Annotated in this window: 14 protein-coding genes and 2 pseudogenes; 12 read left to right on the top strand and 4 right to left on the bottom strand. The window is 37.7% G+C overall.

What is annotated here, in order from left to right:
• Positions 1–67: 67 nt before the first annotated feature.
• Complete coding sequence (locus JCM21738_RS03115; protein ID WP_500778540.1) at positions 68–1,099, bottom strand: LTA synthase family protein; 1,032 nt, start codon at positions 1,097–1,099, stop codon at positions 68–70.
• Between the two features lie 281 nt (positions 1,100–1,380).
• Between JCM21738_RS03115 and JCM21738_RS22160 the strand changes: the two genes are divergently transcribed.
• From JCM21738_RS22160 to JCM21738_RS03100, 5 genes are all read left to right on the top strand, one after another.
• Positions 1,381–1,974, top strand: coding sequence for a bifunctional metallophosphatase/5'-nucleotidase (locus tag JCM21738_RS22160; protein ID WP_052019550.1), 594 nt, complete (start codon positions 1,381–1,383; stop codon positions 1,972–1,974).
• Positions 1,968–2,705, top strand: a complete 738-nt coding sequence (locus JCM21738_RS22155; RefSeq protein WP_052019549.1) for a bifunctional metallophosphatase/5'-nucleotidase — start codon at positions 1,968–1,970, stop codon at positions 2,703–2,705. Before JCM21738_RS22160 ends, JCM21738_RS22155 begins: the two co-directional genes overlap by 7 nt.
• The gene (locus JCM21738_RS22150; protein ID WP_052019548.1) at positions 2,702–3,190 is read left to right on the top strand and encodes a 5'-nucleotidase C-terminal domain-containing protein; all 489 of its coding nucleotides are present in this window, start codon (positions 2,702–2,704) and stop codon (positions 3,188–3,190) included. Before JCM21738_RS22155 ends, JCM21738_RS22150 begins: the two co-directional genes overlap by 4 nt.
• Before the next feature lie 160 nt (positions 3,191–3,350).
• Complete coding sequence (locus JCM21738_RS03105; RefSeq protein ID WP_023613712.1) at positions 3,351–6,818, top strand: S8 family peptidase; 3,468 nt, start codon at positions 3,351–3,353, stop codon at positions 6,816–6,818.
• 124 nt (positions 6,819–6,942) lie between these two features.
• Positions 6,943–7,491: a transposase gene (locus JCM21738_RS03100; protein WP_232215843.1), complete on the top strand. Its 549-nt coding sequence runs from the start codon at positions 6,943–6,945 to the stop codon at positions 7,489–7,491.
• Positions 7,492–7,611: 120 nt separating this feature from the next.
• Here the strand turns inward: JCM21738_RS03100 and JCM21738_RS03095 are convergent, their stop codons facing one another.
• The 3 genes and pseudogenes from JCM21738_RS03095 to JCM21738_RS27630 form a co-directional block, all read right to left on the bottom strand.
• Positions 7,612–9,573, bottom strand: a complete 1,962-nt coding sequence (locus tag JCM21738_RS03095) for a WD40 repeat domain-containing protein (protein ID WP_148296049.1) — start codon at positions 9,571–9,573, stop codon at positions 7,612–7,614.
• Between the two features lie 265 nt (positions 9,574–9,838).
• Positions 9,839–11,104, bottom strand: coding sequence for a hypothetical protein (locus tag JCM21738_RS03090; protein ID WP_243462868.1), 1,266 nt, complete (start codon positions 11,102–11,104; stop codon positions 9,839–9,841).
• A 324-nt stretch (positions 11,105–11,428) separates the two neighbouring features.
• Positions 11,429–12,883: pseudogene (locus JCM21738_RS27630) on the bottom strand (MBOAT family O-acyltransferase).
• A 180-nt stretch (positions 12,884–13,063) separates the two neighbouring features.
• Here JCM21738_RS27630 and JCM21738_RS25210 point away from each other — a divergent pair.
• From JCM21738_RS25210 to JCM21738_RS22145, 7 genes and pseudogenes are all read left to right on the top strand, one after another.
• Complete coding sequence (locus JCM21738_RS25210) at positions 13,064–13,474, top strand: hypothetical protein (protein WP_023613718.1); 411 nt, start codon at positions 13,064–13,066, stop codon at positions 13,472–13,474.
• Positions 13,404–13,733 carry a CAP-associated domain-containing protein gene (locus JCM21738_RS25205; protein ID WP_243462867.1) on the top strand — a complete coding sequence of 110 codons (330 nt, stop codon included), beginning with the start codon at positions 13,404–13,406 and terminating at the stop codon, positions 13,731–13,733. The genes JCM21738_RS25210 and JCM21738_RS25205 overlap by 71 nt, the downstream gene beginning before the upstream one ends.
• Before the next feature lie 50 nt (positions 13,734–13,783).
• On the top strand, positions 13,784–14,146 hold the full coding sequence (locus JCM21738_RS26545; RefSeq protein WP_256360165.1) for a CAP domain-containing protein: 363 nt from the start codon (positions 13,784–13,786) through the stop codon (positions 14,144–14,146).
• On the top strand, positions 14,095–14,307 hold the full coding sequence (locus JCM21738_RS26540) for a CAP domain-containing protein (protein ID WP_369385607.1): 213 nt from the start codon (positions 14,095–14,097) through the stop codon (positions 14,305–14,307). Before JCM21738_RS26545 ends, JCM21738_RS26540 begins: the two co-directional genes overlap by 52 nt.
• 90 nt (positions 14,308–14,397) lie before the next feature.
• Positions 14,398–14,643, top strand: a pseudogene (locus JCM21738_RS27625) (anthrax toxin lethal factor-related metalloendopeptidase); the annotation flags it as partial.
• Positions 14,641–15,240: an anthrax toxin lethal factor-related metalloendopeptidase gene (locus JCM21738_RS25195; RefSeq protein ID WP_439645982.1), complete on the top strand. Its 600-nt coding sequence runs from the start codon at positions 14,641–14,643 to the stop codon at positions 15,238–15,240. The pseudogene JCM21738_RS27625 and the gene JCM21738_RS25195, both read left to right, overlap by 3 nt.
• 137 nt (positions 15,241–15,377) lie before the next feature.
• The gene (locus JCM21738_RS22145; protein ID WP_243462866.1) at positions 15,378–17,741 is read left to right on the top strand and encodes a phosphodiester glycosidase family protein; all 2,364 of its coding nucleotides are present in this window, start codon (positions 15,378–15,380) and stop codon (positions 17,739–17,741) included.
• Positions 17,742–18,032: the final 291 nt, after the last annotated feature.

The raw sequence follows: 18,032 nt of genomic DNA, 5'->3' as shown, positions 1-18,032 counted from the left end.
CTGTGAGAGGCGCATGAAATTTTTCATGCGCCTACTCTATTTTTTCCCAAATATCAATTATTAAAGATTAATTAGGATGTGATATGTGATAAAACTCTTGGAATCCCTGCTTTTTATAAGCTGTTTCACGGTTCCAAAAATCTGGAGAGTTGCCATGAGTTGCACTGGTTGAATAACCTTGTTTTATTAAAAGATTGCCTAATGATTGATAATTGTTTGTTGGGAATCCTTTGTAAGCCCCTATGTACCCCATAGGATAAATTGAATTATTAGCAACAAACTCCGCATCAGATGTATTTCCGCGACCAATCTGTAAAAAGGTATTAGGGTAATACATGCTTGATTTAATAAGTGCATTTAAATTTGGTATTACCTCTTGACCTTCTACCTTCATTCCTATTGGAAAAGTATTCAGTGATTCAGCCTGAACCATAATAATGTTACTACCCTTGAATTTTCCGAAATAGGGAGAAGTTTTTTGAATTTCATGATTAGCTAAAAATTGAGTTTTTAAGTTCGTTACGTTTTCCTCATTAAGAAAAGTTTCTTTTAAATAGATTTTTTTATAAAGTACCCATGTTAAATCATATGCATGTGCAGGAATAATTCCTGCGATCGAGACTTTATATTGATCTGGATATGGGTGTTTGTATAAAAGGAAAGTCATAAAAAGGATGGCTGCTAAACCAGTAGGGATGAATATGTGTCTAAACCAATGAGTGTTAATATTTTGTCTCTTTTTATATAAGATAAATAGGATAATAGCTAAAATGGGCAAATCAGCTATATACCATAGATTCTTTAAGTGCATAAGAGAATAGATAGATTCCTTAATAGCCCCAAGTCGACGTGCTTGTGTCATCAATTCTATTCTTATGATCGCATGATAATAACGTTGGTAAACTAAAACGGCATAAAGTAAAAGATTTGCACATGTATATAGAAAAAAGGCTAGAATGAACCCTGCTTTTCTATTCTTCGATGAGAGCAAACCCAACAGAATTAGGCTGCAGCTCAGAGAAGACAGAAGAATAAATTGTATAAAAGGAGTTAAATCAGTCTCCGAAACAAAAAACACATTCTTTGCCGACCACAATATAGCTATAACAACAGCGATTAAAATCTTTTAAGAATCTTTAAAATAAAACTTCAAGCACAAAACCACCCCAACAAATCTATATGAGTAAAATAATACCAAAAAATTCAGATGAATAAAAAATAAAATTAACAAAATATTAAAAAACTTAGGGCCAGCCCCCTACTAAAGTAGGAGCCTGGCCCTAAACTTATTAAAAAATTTACAATTTTTTAAGGAATTCTGTCAGTTTTGGGGATATAATGTAATTGTGACAATTTTACTATTTTGATAGGAGGGTAAAAATGGTTGGTTTTAAGAAAGGTTTTATCACTTTAGCGTCAACTTTGATCGTGTTTTCTGGCTTTGGAGCAGGTTTTACTGCCTCCGCGGAAGAGGTTGGATCAAAGAAGATTACAATCTTACATACGAATGATTCACATGGACGCATCGATGAGGGACAGTATGACGGTATGGGCTTTGCTAAGTTATCAACTCTTGTAAAACAGTATGAAGCTTTGAATCCTAATACTCTATTACTTGATGCGGGAGATACTCTTCATGGAACAACTTTTGCGACTCTTGAAAAAGGTGAAAGTATTACTAAGGTTATGAATGAAGTCGGCTATGATGGTATGGCTGCTGGAAACCATGATTTTAACTATGGCTATCAAAGACTACTTGAATTAGAAGAAAAGATGATTTTTCCTGTATTAAGCGCAAACGTGAGAAAGCAGGACGGATCTTTACTGCTTAAACCATATGAAATCAAAGAAGTTGATGGACTTAAACTTGGAATTTTCGGGTTATCCACACCAGAAACACATTATAAAACTCACCCGAAAACGTTGAGGGATTATCATTTACAGACCCTGTTGTTGAGGCTCAAGCAATGGTGAAGGAATTAAAAGCTCAAGGAGTAGACATGATTATTGCTGTCTCTCACCTTGGAATCGACGAATCCAGCACAGATACTTCAATTAAAGTTGCTAAAGGTGCCCTAGGAATCGATCTTATTGTAGATGGACACAGTCATTCAACACTCGTAGAAGGATTAAATGGGGAAAATGACACACTTATTGTTAGTGCAGGTGAATATACAAAGAACTTGGGTGTAGTTGAACTTACTTTTGAAGGCAATAAGTTAGTCGATAAGAAAGCAAAGCTTGTTACCAAAGAAGAAACAGCTAATATTCAACCAGACGCAGCTGTTGAAAAGGTAATTAATGATATTAAGGAATCTCAAAAAGCAATTCTATCAGAGGAAATCGGAAAAACTGACGTTACTCTCGATGGTGAACGAGACCAAGTTCGTGCGGGGGAGACTAATTTAGGTAACTTGATCACAGATGCTATGATTGACGTATCTGGAGCGGAAATTGCAATTACAAATGGTGGCGGCATCAGAGCATCTATTCAAAAAGGTACAATAACGAAGGGTGATGTCATTACTGTATTGCCATTCGGAAACTATATTGTTACTAAAATGTTAACTGGATCTCAGATAAAGGAAGCTCTTGAAAATGGGGTAAGTGCTTACCCAGAAACGAAGGGGGCATTCCCGCATATTTCTGGAATGACATTCGCTATCGATACTACCCAGCCAGCGGGCATGAGGTTCATTCTATGAAGTTAAATGACCAGCCGATGAGCATGACTAAGGAATATCTAGTTGCTACAAATGATTTCCTGGCAGCTGGTGGAGACGAATATACTTCCTTTAAGAGCAGCCCAACCGAAAATGAATTCCCTGCACTTGATGAAGTATTGATTTCCTTCATTCAAAAGCAAGGAACTGTTAATTACAGTGTAGAAAAGAGAATTACAGAAGAGCAAAAATCAACTCCAGTTGTTTATTGGGATGAAGCGGTCTTGAAAAAAGGCCAAATTGGAAGAATCTCCGTAACAAAGCCTATTAATCTTTGGAAGCGTGAGGGTGATAAACTGATATTTGTTAAGGTTCTAAAACCAGGTCAGACATTTAGAGTTTATAACTATGATTCAAAATACTTCGGTCAGTATGGTGTAGGTGCAGGACACTACATCACAAACATGAAGGGCTATATCAAATATGAAACACCATCCAAGGCTAAACTCGCAGCGGTAAATAATTAACCAAAAGGGCCAGGCCCCTACTTTAGTAGGGGCCTGGCCCTTTTAATATTTTAATTTTTTTGTCGATAATTATTACACGGTAATTCTTGCTGTTGTAAGCCAATACACTTACTATTATAAGAGATAGAAAATTTTGGTAGATAGGAAGAAGGGGAGAAATTTGAAAAAATGGATTAAGCAAACTGCCATTGTTGTTGCAAGTGCAAGTTTGTTAATAGGACCAACGGTCGGAAGTAGTGTTTATGCTGTTTCTAACAAGACAAACTATGAATCTTCATTTTTGAATGGAAGGGTTGGAGGCAAAATACAAACCCAAAAAGATGCCTTAAGCAAAGATACTCTAGTGATTAAATTTAGTAAACCTTTGACTCAGGCAGAACATCGTAATGCCGGAGGAATGCTGATCAAGCAATTCTCAAACTTAAATTATGCAGTGGTAAAAATTCAAAATAAAAAATCGTTAGACAAGGTTATTAAAAATTACCAAAGGTTACATAAGGTTAAAAATGTTACTCCGAGCGCCATCTATAAACCTTTCGGCCTGGAAGACCCTAAAGCTGGGGGTCAGTATCAAAATACTATGCTACAGTTGGAAAAAGCTCAATCTATGGCAGGCAAGAATAATATTGTTGTTGCAGTGATTGATCAAGGTATCGACACAAAACATCCTGATCTGAAAGGAAGACTGCTTCCTGGATACAATACGGTTAACCCGATGAATCAAGGATCTCCGGATTATCATGGTACTCATGTTGCGGGAATCATTGCAGCGAATAAAGGAAATGGCATGGGTGGGTATGGCGTAAATCCACAAGCCAAAATTCTGCCGATTGATGTTTTTGACCGCGGCTGGGGAGCTTCTGATTTCGCAATAGCCCAAGGCATTTTGCTTGCAGTTGAAAAAGGTGCAAAAGTAATCAATATGAGTCTTGGCGGTCCAATGCGCTCATCATTGATAGAAGAAGCTATTAAAAAGGCATTTGAGAAAGGTGTGGTGGTCATTGCAGCTGCAGGTAACTCAGGTGATGATTCACTTAGCTACCCTGCTGCCTACGAAGGGGTTATTAGTGTTGGCTCTGTAGACAAGGGTAAAACACTATCTGGTTTTTCTACGTTCGGTACTTCAGTTGATCTTGTTGCGCCAGGAAATGAGATTTACAGTACCATTTATGAATATGAAAGAAAATCTAGTTATCGTCCACTAAGTGGAACCTCAATGGCAAGTCCCATGGTTGCAGGTATTGCCTCATTATTACTATCGAAATATCCAAAATTAACTCCTATGCAAGTCGAATATATCCTTGAGCATACAGCGGATGATCTTGGCGATCGAGGATTCGATGTAAAGTTCGGGAATGGTTTGGTCAATCCAGTAAGAGCACTTGAATTTGATATGAAGAAATTGCCGGATTTGACCAAGAGAGTCTGGGATGAGAAGGAAATCCTGAAAAATGCAAGGATTGCAGACTTATCAAAGCAGATAACATTGCGTGGGGGCATTCTTGCACCGTTTGATGAAAAGTGGTTTAAATCAGAAGTGAAAAAGGGGGATAAAATTCAGCTAGTCCTTAACGGATCATCAAAATTTGACTACAAACTTATGCTTCAATTTTTTTCAGAAGAGAGCAATGAGGCATTCGAAGTAAATAAAGTTCGTGAAGGGCTTTCAGAAGGCAAACTTTTTGAGGCTCCAGCTGATGGTACGCTTGCAATTGGAGTAAAGGAAGTGAATGGAAGCTATGATGATTCTGGAAGAGGAGAATCCAAATTTTATTTAAAACTTAAGAAGCAAGCCGAGTTATCTGCTGATGAATCGTCCATAGATAAGCCGGTTGATGTGAGTTTGCCTTTCGATTCAGGAAACAATAAGTTCACTTTACTTGGTGAAGAGGGAGATGATGATTACTATAGCTTCTTTGTAAATGAGGAGCAAGCAATCAGCATGGAATTGTCCGAGCTACCAGGCGTGGATACGAGTCTTTCGGTTTATATGGCAGATCAAATATTCCCTCCTGACTTTGAAACATGGCCAGAAGAAGAAAAGCAGTCTTTTCTAGATGCCTTGCTTTCAGGAGACATGCAGCTTGACCCATTTATGTATGAAAACAAGGGGCGAGTGAGCGAAGGAGAGAAGCTGAATTTTACTGCGATGCCAGAGACGGCCTACATTGTAAAAGTTACTAATAAGAAAGATAATTATTATGGATATTACGATTACTTTTTTGACCCAAGTTTAATGGAGGAAGAGCAGCAGCCAGAATCCTCTATGGTTCCATATTCATTAAAAATTGACGGGAAGATCCTTCCTCCTGATGAAGATATGTTTCCATTGTTTGACCGATATGAAGAAGAAGGCAATGTAGAAAAAACGAAGGAAGCTATCAAAGAAGATGAAGGATACAATCCTGAACAAGAGTTTTTGAATATGGTCATAGAAGGCTCGCAGCCATATGAAATTGGTGGTGAAGGTGAAGGGTACCTTCAAATGATGGAGGATGAAGATTGGTTTGCTGTTACTCCTGAAGAAACAGGGATCTACGAGTTTGATTTTATTAATGAAAATTCTAATGTTCCATTAATGGAAGTGTACGAGATTGTTGAAGAGGAGGATATGGAGGGAAAAAATTCTTCTTATCTCAGCCAAATTGGTTCCAATCTTCAATTTGACTGGTACAGTGTGAAACTTAATTCAAAGGTATACACTGGTTTTAAAAAGGGAGTTACTTATTATGTAAAAGTTGGGGCAGATTACTTTAATGGTAATGTATCATACGACCCGTATAAATTCACTTCCAACTTGTTAATCAAAAATCCTCAGGACAAATACGAAGATAACGATAAACCGGAAAACGTAAAGAACCTGCCTGGGTCTGTGGTAGAAGGCAATTTCGCTATGCCACATGACGAAGATTTCTTCTATCTTGAATCAAAGAAAAGTGAAATCTATACAGGTTTACTAGAGAGAAAGACTATTGAGGAAAAGTGGATCAAACAATATCCCAAAGGATTAGTTGAACCTTTCTACGGAGTAATGGTCGTGCTCGAGGATCTTAATAAAAACAGGAAACTTGATAAAGAAGATTATGATCGGATGCAGGTTATTGAAAGAGGCATAGATACTGGTAAAACCTATGGTTCATTCAAAGTAGAAAAAGGGGAAAACTATATTATCGCCGTACTTGGTTATATGGAAGGAATCACTCCCTTAACCCTGTGGCCTTATAAATTGACAATAGCACCAGCTAATCAAATTGATGAGGATAAGGGTTCTGTAGTGAAAAATAATATACCATCGAAACCACTTACAATTGCTAAAAAGGGCAAGGATTTATTGAGTGCTTCAGGATACCTGAATGCAGGAGTCCCATATGGAGATGAAGACTGGTATGTTCTAAAGCTTGATAAAACAACAAAAGGCAAAATTGAATTTGCTGCCGGAGCTGAAGTGGACGGAGTAGTATCCATATACAAAAATGGCAAACTAGTCACCACAAGCGACCTATATCCAGAAGGAGATACCGAAATCGTATATTTCAATCTGAAAAAGGGAACCTACCATATCAAAGTACGCGACACATTCGGCAACACAACAATCACACCATACAAATTAAACATAAAATTCAACTAATATACAAAAAAAAAGAAAAGGGCCAGGCCCCTACTAAAGTAGGGGCCTGGCCCTTTTTGTGGATTCAGGGAGGAACTAAGAAAAAAATAGCGAATTATTAATGTACAAAGGAGGTGAAAAACTTTTGAGAAAGAGACGAAATTGGCTCCAAGGAGCTTCGTATCATATTATTAGCAGGGGTGTTCGGAGATTACCAATTTTTTATGACGATCAAGACCGGCATACTTATCTCGCCCAACTTAAAAAGGTTAAAGAGGGTTACCCATTTATTCTGCATTCATATTGCCTCATGCCTAACCACATTCATCTTCTCCTCGAAACTAAGTTCCATACTCCTTCTGACATAATGGGATTATTGCATACTCGTTATGCCATTTACTTCAAAAAACGATACCAATTCACTGGACATGTTTTCGAGAGCCGTTTTACAGCAAAGATGATTGATAGTCTACCTTATTTTCTAGAAGCAGGACGTTACATCCACAGGAATCCCATCGAAGCATCTCTTCCGGAAAAAATTGAAGACCCATTATGGTGCAGCTATTATGCGTATCAAAATGACACAAAAAACTCGATAGTAACCACAAAGAGAATATTAGATTATCTAGGAAACCCTACTATGGAAGAATACCAAGAATATATCGAAAAAGATTTAATAATAGTACAAAAGTAGGGGCCAGGCCCCTACTCTTTTTATGGTATTTGAACATTTCTGCTTGGTTGCGGAAGTACAGGTTTCCTTCTTGATCGATGGCGAGGTCATGTGCGTTTTCTTTTTTTAGGATGGTTATTTTCATGGTTTCTGTGTCTGCACGGAATAGTACGCCTTCAACTGAACCATATAGGTTTCCATTTGGTCCAAATACAAGTTTTGCGTTTTTGAAACGTCCCGAAATAGCTGGTGCGATTTCAATATACTGGGTGTATCCAGTTTTAATATGGTAGTTAAATAGCTTTCCATCTGCATACCCCAAATTTTATCATTACCATCATATAGAAGTGAGCTTATCATACTTGCTTTGATGGTGAATGGAAGGATTTCCGCCTGCTCTGGATTATCTACTGAAAAGCGAAATAACGTTGCGGGAGCGTTAGATCGTTTGTGATTTGCAAAAACCGTGGTACTTCCATACACGTATCCATCAATCTGAGTCAAACTTATAATGCTCTGATCCGGTATATAATTTTCAAAAACCCTTGTATTTTGAGTGGTGAAATCATATTCTGACAGCAGGCCACCACCCAAACCAGTTTCGGGATATGCGCCAATAAATAATTTATTTGACCTCTCGTCTCCGAGAAGTGCTGTGACACGGTCGTGACCGAAATCTTTAAAACGTACTATTTCAGCCGTTTTACTATTTGAAAGATTTTCATTATCCAGTTTAAACTCTATAACTCGGGCATTTGGATAAGCACCAAAATAATACTTTCCATTCATAAAGGTAGCTGACTCTATTTGGCTCATATCTTTAAAGTCGGTGGTGGTTTTCTGATTAATATCATAAAAGCCAATCCCGCCTGACATATATCCATTCACGAGTATTTTGTCTTTTTCTTTTGTTTCCAACATTGTATATAACGTTACTGGCAAAGGAGTTAATTCTGCCTGTCTTTTTTCATATTTACCTGTTTCTAAATTATATAAAAAGTACTCTCCTGAATTGGTTAATAGGCCAGTTAGGGTCACACCGGGATACTCTGCATTGTGTAATTCAATGAAATCCAGGGTAATCGCACTCCTGTTGCCAAGAGAGACTTCGGTGCTTTTTACTTCCTGGTCATTAAGATCATAGAATAATAACATGCCACCTTTTGTAAAATATACTCTATCTTGGGTTGGATCTTTTGGTGAAACCGTTTTTGAGTCAATATCAAACTCTTTTAGTAGTTTTAATGATTTCTTATCAAAAACAAGAAGTTTTTTTCCTGGATCGGTTTGAGCAAATAAATATTTATCAGCCATTTTAATGTCTGAGATATATTTTTCGTTACGATATTCCTTTGGTAAAAATCTCTTTCGAATCTTTGTACGAATATCATAGCGGATTAATTCAGCCTTCGACCCGACACCTATATATATTTTTTTGTTCTGGTTATCAAATTGAACACTCTTAGCAAACTCTTTTCCTCTGCTGATTTGCCCGTAATCCTTATACTCCTGAGAACTAGGTGTATATGAAAAAATGGATCCATTATAGGCAGTTGAGCCGATGATTTTTCCATCCGATACACTAATATCAAGTATTGCTGTATCACGCTTGTTGCGCAGCATGTTTCCTGCATCAATAAGCTTTTTTGTATAAGGATTATATTGATATAAATGACCAGAAGACGTTCCGCCAATCCAAACGTTTTGGTGTTCATCGACTTCGATTCCCCAGGCGCTTGTTGAGTGCTCTAAAGTAAAGGTTTTTGTAACCATACCTGTTAAAAGATTCATTATCGTCAATGCTGCAGGTGTCCCATGCTGCAGAATATACATATAAGGTATGTTATCTGGGCCCTTTCCTGTGGCTGAAGTTAATGCAGTCTTATTATGTACTTGCGATCCGAGGTTTTCGAACATCGCGTTCAGCTCCTCTTCGAAATTGTCGGATGGAATTCTGCCATCGCTCTCTGGTGATTGATTTTCTTCCTCATCCATTTCTATTGGTACTTCCTCATCTATAACTATACCCTCATTAGCATGCACTGACACAGGTGCAATTCCTATAAATACAGCTAACAGATAAACCAAAAAGTTCCTCATCAAGTCTTATCCTCCTAAAGTAAAATTTTAACATTTAATATTACAATATATCAAAATACCTAAAAAGAAAAGGTATAATTGCTACTAAGTAGGCCACATAAAAATTCAGGAATTGAAATAGAGACGTAGAGTGAGGGAATGGGAAAAAGCGGAACTATCGACTAGATTACAGAAAATGAAAAGTCCCAACTCATTAAATGAATCGGGACTTTTATAGTTGGATTTTTATCGGAATAAAAAATAGGTCAAAAGTAGGGGTCTGGCCCTGTTAATAGATTTCTCCTTTTTGGATTTTCAGCCATTCTTGTTGGTGGGTAATGTTGGTCCATCTTATGCCGATAAGTATTTTTTCTGTGCCGGGTCTTATTTTTTTTGTTACTTTAAAGGAGCGGTAGTGTTGTTCGTCAGGGAGTGTGTTATAGGCTGCGCGTTCCCAATTTCCATCAACTTGATCCTGGATGAAAAGTTGGACTGCTCCAGGGCTTGCTGTTTTGCCTTTTATAGAAACGATAAATGTTAACACTTCTGCCTTTTCCCCCTGTGAGAGTTCTGATAGGTCATACCCAATTTGGAGAGCCGAAGCCTTTCCTGCTTGAAACGGGGTAATTAATAAAGCGTCATTTTCTTTTACAATATTAAAGGTTCCTTTGGCTCCAAGCATTTTTAATGGATCAAGTTGCGAAGTCCAATCAGAACTATTAATTGTTAACGGTCTAGAGTCGTTCTTGAAAGAAGCTCTATATAATGGGAGTTCCGTGTATAAAGGTTTTAGGAATGAATAGGCAATATCTTTATGCTCCCGAATATCACTCTCTAATTTCATAATTTCTCGATCAATGTTCTTTTTAGATAGAACCACGCCTAATTCAGGTTCCTTTCCACGTTCATTCCAAATTTCATTCACTATCTTGTTACCAAATGAGGGAATGAAATGATGGGAGTCTGAAAAATTCTCAAGCTGCAGAGTGCCTTCGTTTATCCTCATATAATGATGAACTTCACCGAAGGTTTCAACAAGGTCCCTTAGCCATTTCGTGAATCCCAACTTATAGTCTTCATTTTCCAGCTGAATCATTAATCTCGAAGCTGTCACAGGAGTAGTGTAGACAATGAATTTAGTATCTGGATTAGCCTTAATTATTTCATTGAGGATTTTCTTGATATTAGGGTCATATTTGTATGGTTCATCTTTTTTAAAAAATTCAACAACAATGGTTTCAATTCTCATTTTTCTTAATTCATCAGTAACAGGGAAAGGGTAAGCCACATTTTTACGATTGTAATATCGATGATCGACAAAAGTAGGCTTATCCTGTAAAGATGATTTCAGAACTGGAACAGAAAGGTCCAGAGTGTCAAATGATGCTAGAGTCTTTAGACGATACAGATAGCTATTTGCCTGGTTTATATAGAATTCAGCCTGTTCATTTGTGATTTTGGCTCGAAACTGGTTGGCTGCAAAGAAATCCAGACCCAGAAAGATATATTTAAATGGTTCACCGTTCCTTTTTTTTGCATATTCAATATACTCCATGTATTCCTCTACATACATGGAGCTAACTGAAAGATTATAGACCTTTAAGTCCTTAAATTTATGTTGATTAATATAGGTCGAACGGCTGCTTCCCAACAACAGGGCATCATACTTTTCATTTGAAAAGTAAGGTGATTCACCTTTTGCTGTCTTTCATTGAATCCTTGCTGTATATCGTTATATTGATTGCTATGATCGAAAAGCCATAAAGGGTCTGTAACATAATTTAATACAATGATTGGCATGCCGATTATTATTAGGATCAATAAAAAGGAGACTAGCAATTTAATTAGCCATTTTTTATATTGGGACATTTTTCATCACCTAAAAGTTAAAGTATAGAAATTCGCTTACTTTTGCCATGCTGAAAATAGAAACGAAATATAAAAGTGCAACAAAAAATCCCCAAAACCAGGTTGGTTTGATTTGTTCCATTAATTGGGTTGAGTTTTTGAAAAGAAGCGTTACCATGATACCAGCAAAAATTAATAAAATTATGTTTGTTAAAGACCCGCCTGTAGCAGTAACTATGCTCAAATCATTGATCCCCTCAACAGTTTGGAGGTTGAAGAGTCGCGCATAAGATTCTGGGATATAGAATCCAGTTAAACCAGCCATTCCTTTCAGTACTTTTATTGCGTCTGCCCAGGAATTGGCTCGAAAAAATACCCAGGCGATATTGATAAACTGAAAAGTAATGAACCAGGATAGGTATTTATTCATTTTAAGTCCGGCTTTTTGCCAAAACCTATTTAACATTGAAGCCAGGCCATGCAGAGTTCCCCATATGATAAACGTCCAGCCTGCACCATGCCATAATCCACTTAGGGAAAAAACTAAAAATATATTTATATAAGTCCTTATTGTTCCGTTTCTGTTTCCCCAAGAGGAATATAAAGATACTGCGTTAAAAATCTAGTAAGAGTCATGTGCCATCTTTTCCAAAAGTCTTGAATATTAATAGCTTTGTATGGAGAGTTAAAATTCAAAGGCAGTTTGATATTAAACAATAAAGCCGCCCCAATTGCCATATCCGTATAGCCGCTAAAATCAAAATAAAGTTGGAGTGTATAGGACAGTAAGGTGATCCATGCTTCTAAAAAGGATAATTCAACGGTTTGATCAAAGCCAGCACTTGCCCAGACAGCAAAGTGATCCGCTAAGACAACTTTCTTAAAGAGTCCAACACCAAAAACAAACAAACCTTTTGCGATGTTTTCAAAATTCAATCCGCGATTCTCATTTGAAACCTGCACCATCATTTCTTTGTGGTGAACGATTGGACCAGCGATCAATTGTGGAAAGAAACTTACAAATAAAGCATATTTTAAAAAACTATACTCAGTTGTTTCCTTTCGGTAAGCATCGACTATATATGCAATTTGCTGGAAAGTAAAAAAGCTTATTGCAAGTGGTAAAGCCAGATGCATTAACGGAAATTGACTTTCAAACAAAAAATTTATATTGGTGATGAAGAAATCGTAATATTTAAAGTAACCCAGTGCCGCCAGATTTAGCGCAACACCTAATGTTAAAAGAAGCTTGCCGGCAGACCGACTGCTAGTGCGTCCAAGCATCCACCCCAGCGAGTAATTCACTACCATGGAGATGATAATAAGCAGCAAGTAAACAGGATTCCACCAACTATAGAAAAATAAAGAACTAAAAACCAGCCAATAGACACCTAACTGTAAAAAAGCACCCCGGCTTAAAAGCATATAAACAGCCCAAACAACAGGCAAAAAAAGCAAAGATAAATTCATAAGAATTAAAAATCAAGGCCAGTCTCCATCCTTATACTAAAATATACGCAACCACCATTATAGCAAAAAAATAAAAAATGGGGCCAGGCCCCTACTTTAGTAGGGGCCTGGCCCCATTTCCTATATACTGATTTTGCTGATTTTAGTAGAATAGGAGGAAAGGGTTTGTTATTTTCCTTGAATGGGGGAGTAGTGATTGAGAAAGTTATTGTTTTCTTCTAAGAGAGTTCTGTTTATTTTTCTTTCTTCTTTGTTTTTGGTGCTTCTGACTCCTAACGTCTTTGGTTATGCTGCGGAAAATTGTGATGGAATTACTCCTGAAAATAAGATATGGTGGGACGGAGTTGAGCTAAAGGTCGGTCAAATAGGGCGACTGACTATTATAAAAGATACTCGATTGTATAAGTTGGATGGTGAGAGGAAGAGTTATTCAAGAACATTAAAGACAGGTGAGAGATATAGAATTTATGCCTTTAAGCCGGGGAAACTAAGTGTTGGCGGAGGTTATTACGTAGACCGTGATACAAGGGTGAAGTATGAAACTCCATCTTCTGCAAAAAAAAAGCCTTTTAGCCTGCAAAGTACAGGCAATTCAAAATCAGAGTAAGACAATTGCCATCAATGAAAGCAAAATTTCTATAGAATCCAAGTTTGGAAAAGAAAAGCGAAGTACTTTGAATGAATATGGTTTGAACTGGTATGCATACCACAATAATTATAAAGATTTCTACATGGTTAGTTACATAAATAATGTGGCTAATGGTATTTATACTAATGACCCAGACTTTTATATGAAGGGCATCCATTCAGGATCTACAATTACAGAGGTAAAGAATGCTCTAGGGCAACCTGTAGAGGGATCATAAAGAACAAGACAAACTATTTAGTAGTTAACAATCAAGAATCACAAACATTCTTGAATAATAATCAATACATCACAGTATTTTATGATATTCATAGTGGTGGCAAGGTTACGTCAATCCTGGTTTTAACATGTTCGATGGAATTATTGAAAGACGATCACTTTGGTATGCCATCTTCAACTCTTCAAAATGGTTTAGAAATACAAATGTTTGACTTGACTAATGCAGCCAGAGTAAAACATGGTTTTATTCCATTGAAATGGGAGGAGAAGGCTAGAACATCTTCGCGTCTTCATAGTCAGGACATGGCGGCAAATAATTATTTTAACCATATGAACTTAAAGGGATTAAGCCTTTTGATAGAATGGAAGCGGCGGGAATGCAATATTACTATGCTGGTGAAAATATTGCAATGAGATTTACCAGCAGTATTTTTGCTCATGAAGCATTAATGAATTCCTTAGGTCATCGAAAAAGTATATTGAATGCCAATTTTACTCATGTCGGCATGGGAATACACTTCCAAAAAACAAGTAAGGTTCCATACTATACCCAAAATTTCCTCACTCCACGATAGGAGCGGTCCAATATGAATCTTTTTAAAGTGTTGTTGATCACTGTATTTCTTTGGCAAGGGGTTTTATATTCTGACGCTCATGCATCTTCCAAGGTAATGTGGGATGGCGGGGAGTTAGTGAAGGGACAAATCGGCTTACTAACGATACAAAAGCCGATTAATCTATGGGAAAGTAGAAATGGTCAACTTCTTTTTTCAAGGATTCTAAAACCTGGTGAAAAATATAGAGTTTATGGGTATGACCATGATTTTGATCAATATAGAGTAGGCGGAAGCTATGTTGTTACAAATATGCACGATAGAATTACGTATAAAACTCCATCGAAGCAAAAATTGGGTTTGTTGAAGAATAGTAAAATCCTTGAAAATATAGAGTTGGTCAATAAAGTTGTGTCAGCAAAGCCGCACCTTCAAAACAGGGAAGAAGCCATAAAGATTAAAAAGGAACTATCTGGATTATCTCTAGGTTTGCTTGAGAAATTAAGGTTAAATCATATAAACGTTTTTATAGTAGACGAGCCGATTACTAACTTTCCTGAATTTGCCCACTTAAAAGGAATAGTTCCAAAAGGTTGGGAAAACTCTGGAAAGACATGGGATGATGTCCCAGGCGCTGGTGGTGAGAGGCGTGTAATTATCAGAATTGGTTATAATGATTATGTAATGGGTCATGGCTCACTCAGTCTGACCTTACATGAAACTGCACATTCAATCGACCATTATATTTTTAATAATCTCTCGCACACAGAAGAATTTCAGAAAATATGGAAAAGAGAAGCTTCAAATCTATTTGGTAGCCATCCGTATTATCTAAACTATTCAGAAGAATATTTTGCTGAAACATTTGCTATGTTTTATTATGATGAAACCTCAAAGCAAAAGCTAAAAACATTCGCTCCACTCACATACACTTTGTTTAAAAATATGAATTAGTGAACAGTAAAACTCATGCCAATTTGGCATGGGTTTTTTATTTTGAGATTATAAAAATTCCATTTTTGTAGAAATAAAGGGAAAAAAAGATATTTTTTGTCGTATAATAGACTTATATGCAGAAAAAGGAGAGTCTCATGAAAAAAATATTTACAGCATTGCTACTACTGATTCTAATGTTTTCAGGTCTAAATTTTAAAGTGGATGCAGCATCAAGCCCTGTGGTGTATTGGGAAGGTATGAGGCTGGTTAAAGGTCAAATTGGGAAAGTGGAAATCCTAAAACCTATTAATCTTTGGAAAAAGGATTCAAATAATAGAATTACTTTTTCGCGTGTGTTAAAACCGGGTGAGCAATACAGAGTTTACCAATATAGCTCTGCTCATGGTGGGCAATATGGTGTAGGCGGGCCATATTTTGTCACAAAAATGGATGGGTATATTTTATATAAAACCCCTTCTAAACATAAGCTTCAGCTCGTTAACCCGGAGGCTTACAGGACAAAGCTAACAGTAGGTACTGTTACAGATGAAAAATCTAAAATTATTGCTCCAGGGGTCGTTCAATCCCAGTTGAATGTAAGCAGCAGCAGGGGTAAACAGGAGATTTTCAAGCTTGATGTAGACCAGAATGCCTCGCAGATTACATTTGAAACCTCTCTATCAAAGGATCAAATGATTGGATTTGAAACAGTGACTAGCCAGGCTAATCGCCAGCAAGAGGATGGTCATTATGTCATCGCTGGAGTAAACGGCGATTATTTTGACCAAAATGGAGCACCCACTGATTTGACGGTGCATAATGGAGAAGTAGTTACCACCAACTCAACACCGAAAAGTGATAGGACTATCTTTGGAGTTTCTCAGGATGGTAGAGCCATGATTGGGATTCCGGATATTCTGATAGGTGTTTCGGTGAACGGGGGTCAGCCATATTTGGTAAACTCAATTAATAAACGCCGCTATGCCGGGCACTTGGTGTTATACACACCATACTTTGCAACAAATACAATGACTAATGAACTTGGAACTGAGGTTGTATTGACTAACATCCAGGGCCAGCTCAATGGCAATAACTCTGTTACGGCCACTGTTAAAAGTGTCATTGCTGGTAAAGGAAGCGAGCCGTTACGGGATGGAGAGTATGTATTATCCGGACATGGGGCTGGCAGCGACTTTTTAAAAGGACTGAATCAAGGAGATCAAATCAAGTTAAATCTCTCCTATGATGCGGGTGCCTGGAATAATGTTAAGCAAGCCATCGGCGGGCGTTACCAACTTGTGAAAAATGGTGTGGCAGCTCAACTCAATATACCTGGTGCGCATCCGCGCACCGCAATTGGCATTAAAAGTTCAGGAGCTGTTTTTGCAGTAGTTGTAGACGGCCGTTCTGCAGATAGTGCGGGTGTAACATTAACAGAAATGGCATCTATAATGAAAGACCTGGGAGCTGTTGAGGCTATGACCTTTGACGGCGGAGGTTCTTCAACTATGGTTGCGAGACAGCCGGGTGATTCGGACGTGACCGTGGTGAACAATCCTTCTGACGGTCGGGAGCGAAGTGTGGCGAATTCTTTACTGTTGGTTGGTCTATGGAAAGCAGGTCCGTTGCATGCGTTGAAGATTGACGCATCAGAAATGACGCTTTTTGCGGGTGCTAATTATAAGGATTTCAAGTTCCCTGTAAAAGGTCTAGATAAAATGAACAATCCTATTACCATTAAAGAACCAGTTGTCTGGTCATCAAATGCGGGAACATTCAACAGTGACGGAAGTTTCACTGCCTCGCTTGTCGAAGGTTCTGGCAACATAAAAGCGTCTGTAGGTTCACTTTCTGGTACTCTTCCTGTTAAGGTTACCAAAGATTTAGATGCGATTAAAATCGAACAATCCACGTTGGTCGTAGCTAAGAATGAATCTATTGCTCTTCCTGTAACAGGATATTTAAGTGGTAAAAGAATATTAGAAGATCCTTCAGTATTTAAATATTCGATAACGGGAATCGGAGGAACGGTGGAAAAGGGAGTTTTCACGGCAGGTAATCAAGACGGAGTAGCGGATGTGAAAATATCCCTTGGAAATCTGTCATCTTCCATAAAAATCATTGTAGGAAAACCTTCGAATTTAGTAATAGAAGACTTTGAGCAAGGTGCGGCCGAATGGCGGGCTACAGGTGTAAAATATGCCTCCATTAGTGTTTCTGCCGAAAAAAACTATGTTAAAGAAGGTGCTTACTCCTTAAAGGTGGCTTATGACTTTATCGGAACTCAGGGAACATCCGGTGTATATGCCAGCAAGGGAACCTCAATGGATATTCCGGGAAATCCTTTAAAGATTGGTATGTGGGTTTACGGAGATGCTAAAGGACATTGGCTGCGCGCGCAACTGAAAGATAGCGAAGGAAAGCAAACTCAGCTAGACTTCACGCAAAATTTAGACTGGATAGGCTGGAAATACGTAGAAGCAACAATACCATCAGCCTCCAAGCGCCATACAAATTAGAAATTCCAGTCCGTTACATGCAGACCAGCGACACCAACAAAAATAAAGGACAAATCTTTATCGATCAAATCACAGCATCCTATTAATATGAATAACGTTCAAAGGGCCAGGCCCCTACTTTAGTAGGGGCCTGGCCCTTTACCTTTTTTACCAAATATTTTACATTGAATGCTAGGTAGAAATATAATAGAGTAAGTTTATGAAATAGTGAAAATACTTAGTTGCTTGCAGATTATTTTTAACTATGCTAACCTGAGGAATAGAATTAAATCAAGACTTTTGCAATGTTTG

The sequence above is a fragment of the Mesobacillus boroniphilus JCM 21738 genome, assembly GCF_000517385.1.
Taxonomy (GTDB): Bacteria; Bacillota; Bacilli; order Bacillales; family Cytobacillaceae; genus Mesobacillus; species Mesobacillus boroniphilus.
This window is presented reverse-complemented; position numbering and strand designations above follow the sequence as displayed.

Excerpts from the sequence above, each read along its gene's own strand:
- JCM21738_RS22160 (WP_052019550.1), top strand. The coding sequence starts at position 1,381 with ATGGTTGGTTTTAAGAAAGGTTTTATCACTTTAGCGTCAACTTTGATC.
- JCM21738_RS22155 (WP_052019549.1), top strand. The coding sequence starts at position 1,968 with ATGGTGAAGGAATTAAAAGCTCAAGGAGTAGACATGATTATTGCTGTC.
- JCM21738_RS22150 (WP_052019548.1), top strand. The coding sequence starts at position 2,702 with ATGAAGTTAAATGACCAGCCGATGAGCATGACTAAGGAATATCTAGTT.
- JCM21738_RS03090 (WP_243462868.1), bottom strand. The coding sequence starts at position 11,104 with ATGGAGTATATTGAATATGCAAAAAAAAGGAACGGTGAACCATTTAAA.
- JCM21738_RS25205 (WP_243462867.1), top strand. The coding sequence starts at position 13,404 with ATGAAACTCCATCTTCTGCAAAAAAAAAGCCTTTTAGCCTGCAAAGTA.
- JCM21738_RS26540 (WP_369385607.1), top strand. The coding sequence starts at position 14,095 with ATGGAAGCGGCGGGAATGCAATATTACTATGCTGGTGAAAATATTGCA.
- JCM21738_RS22145 (WP_243462866.1), top strand. The coding sequence starts at position 15,378 with ATGAAAAAAATATTTACAGCATTGCTACTACTGATTCTAATGTTTTCA.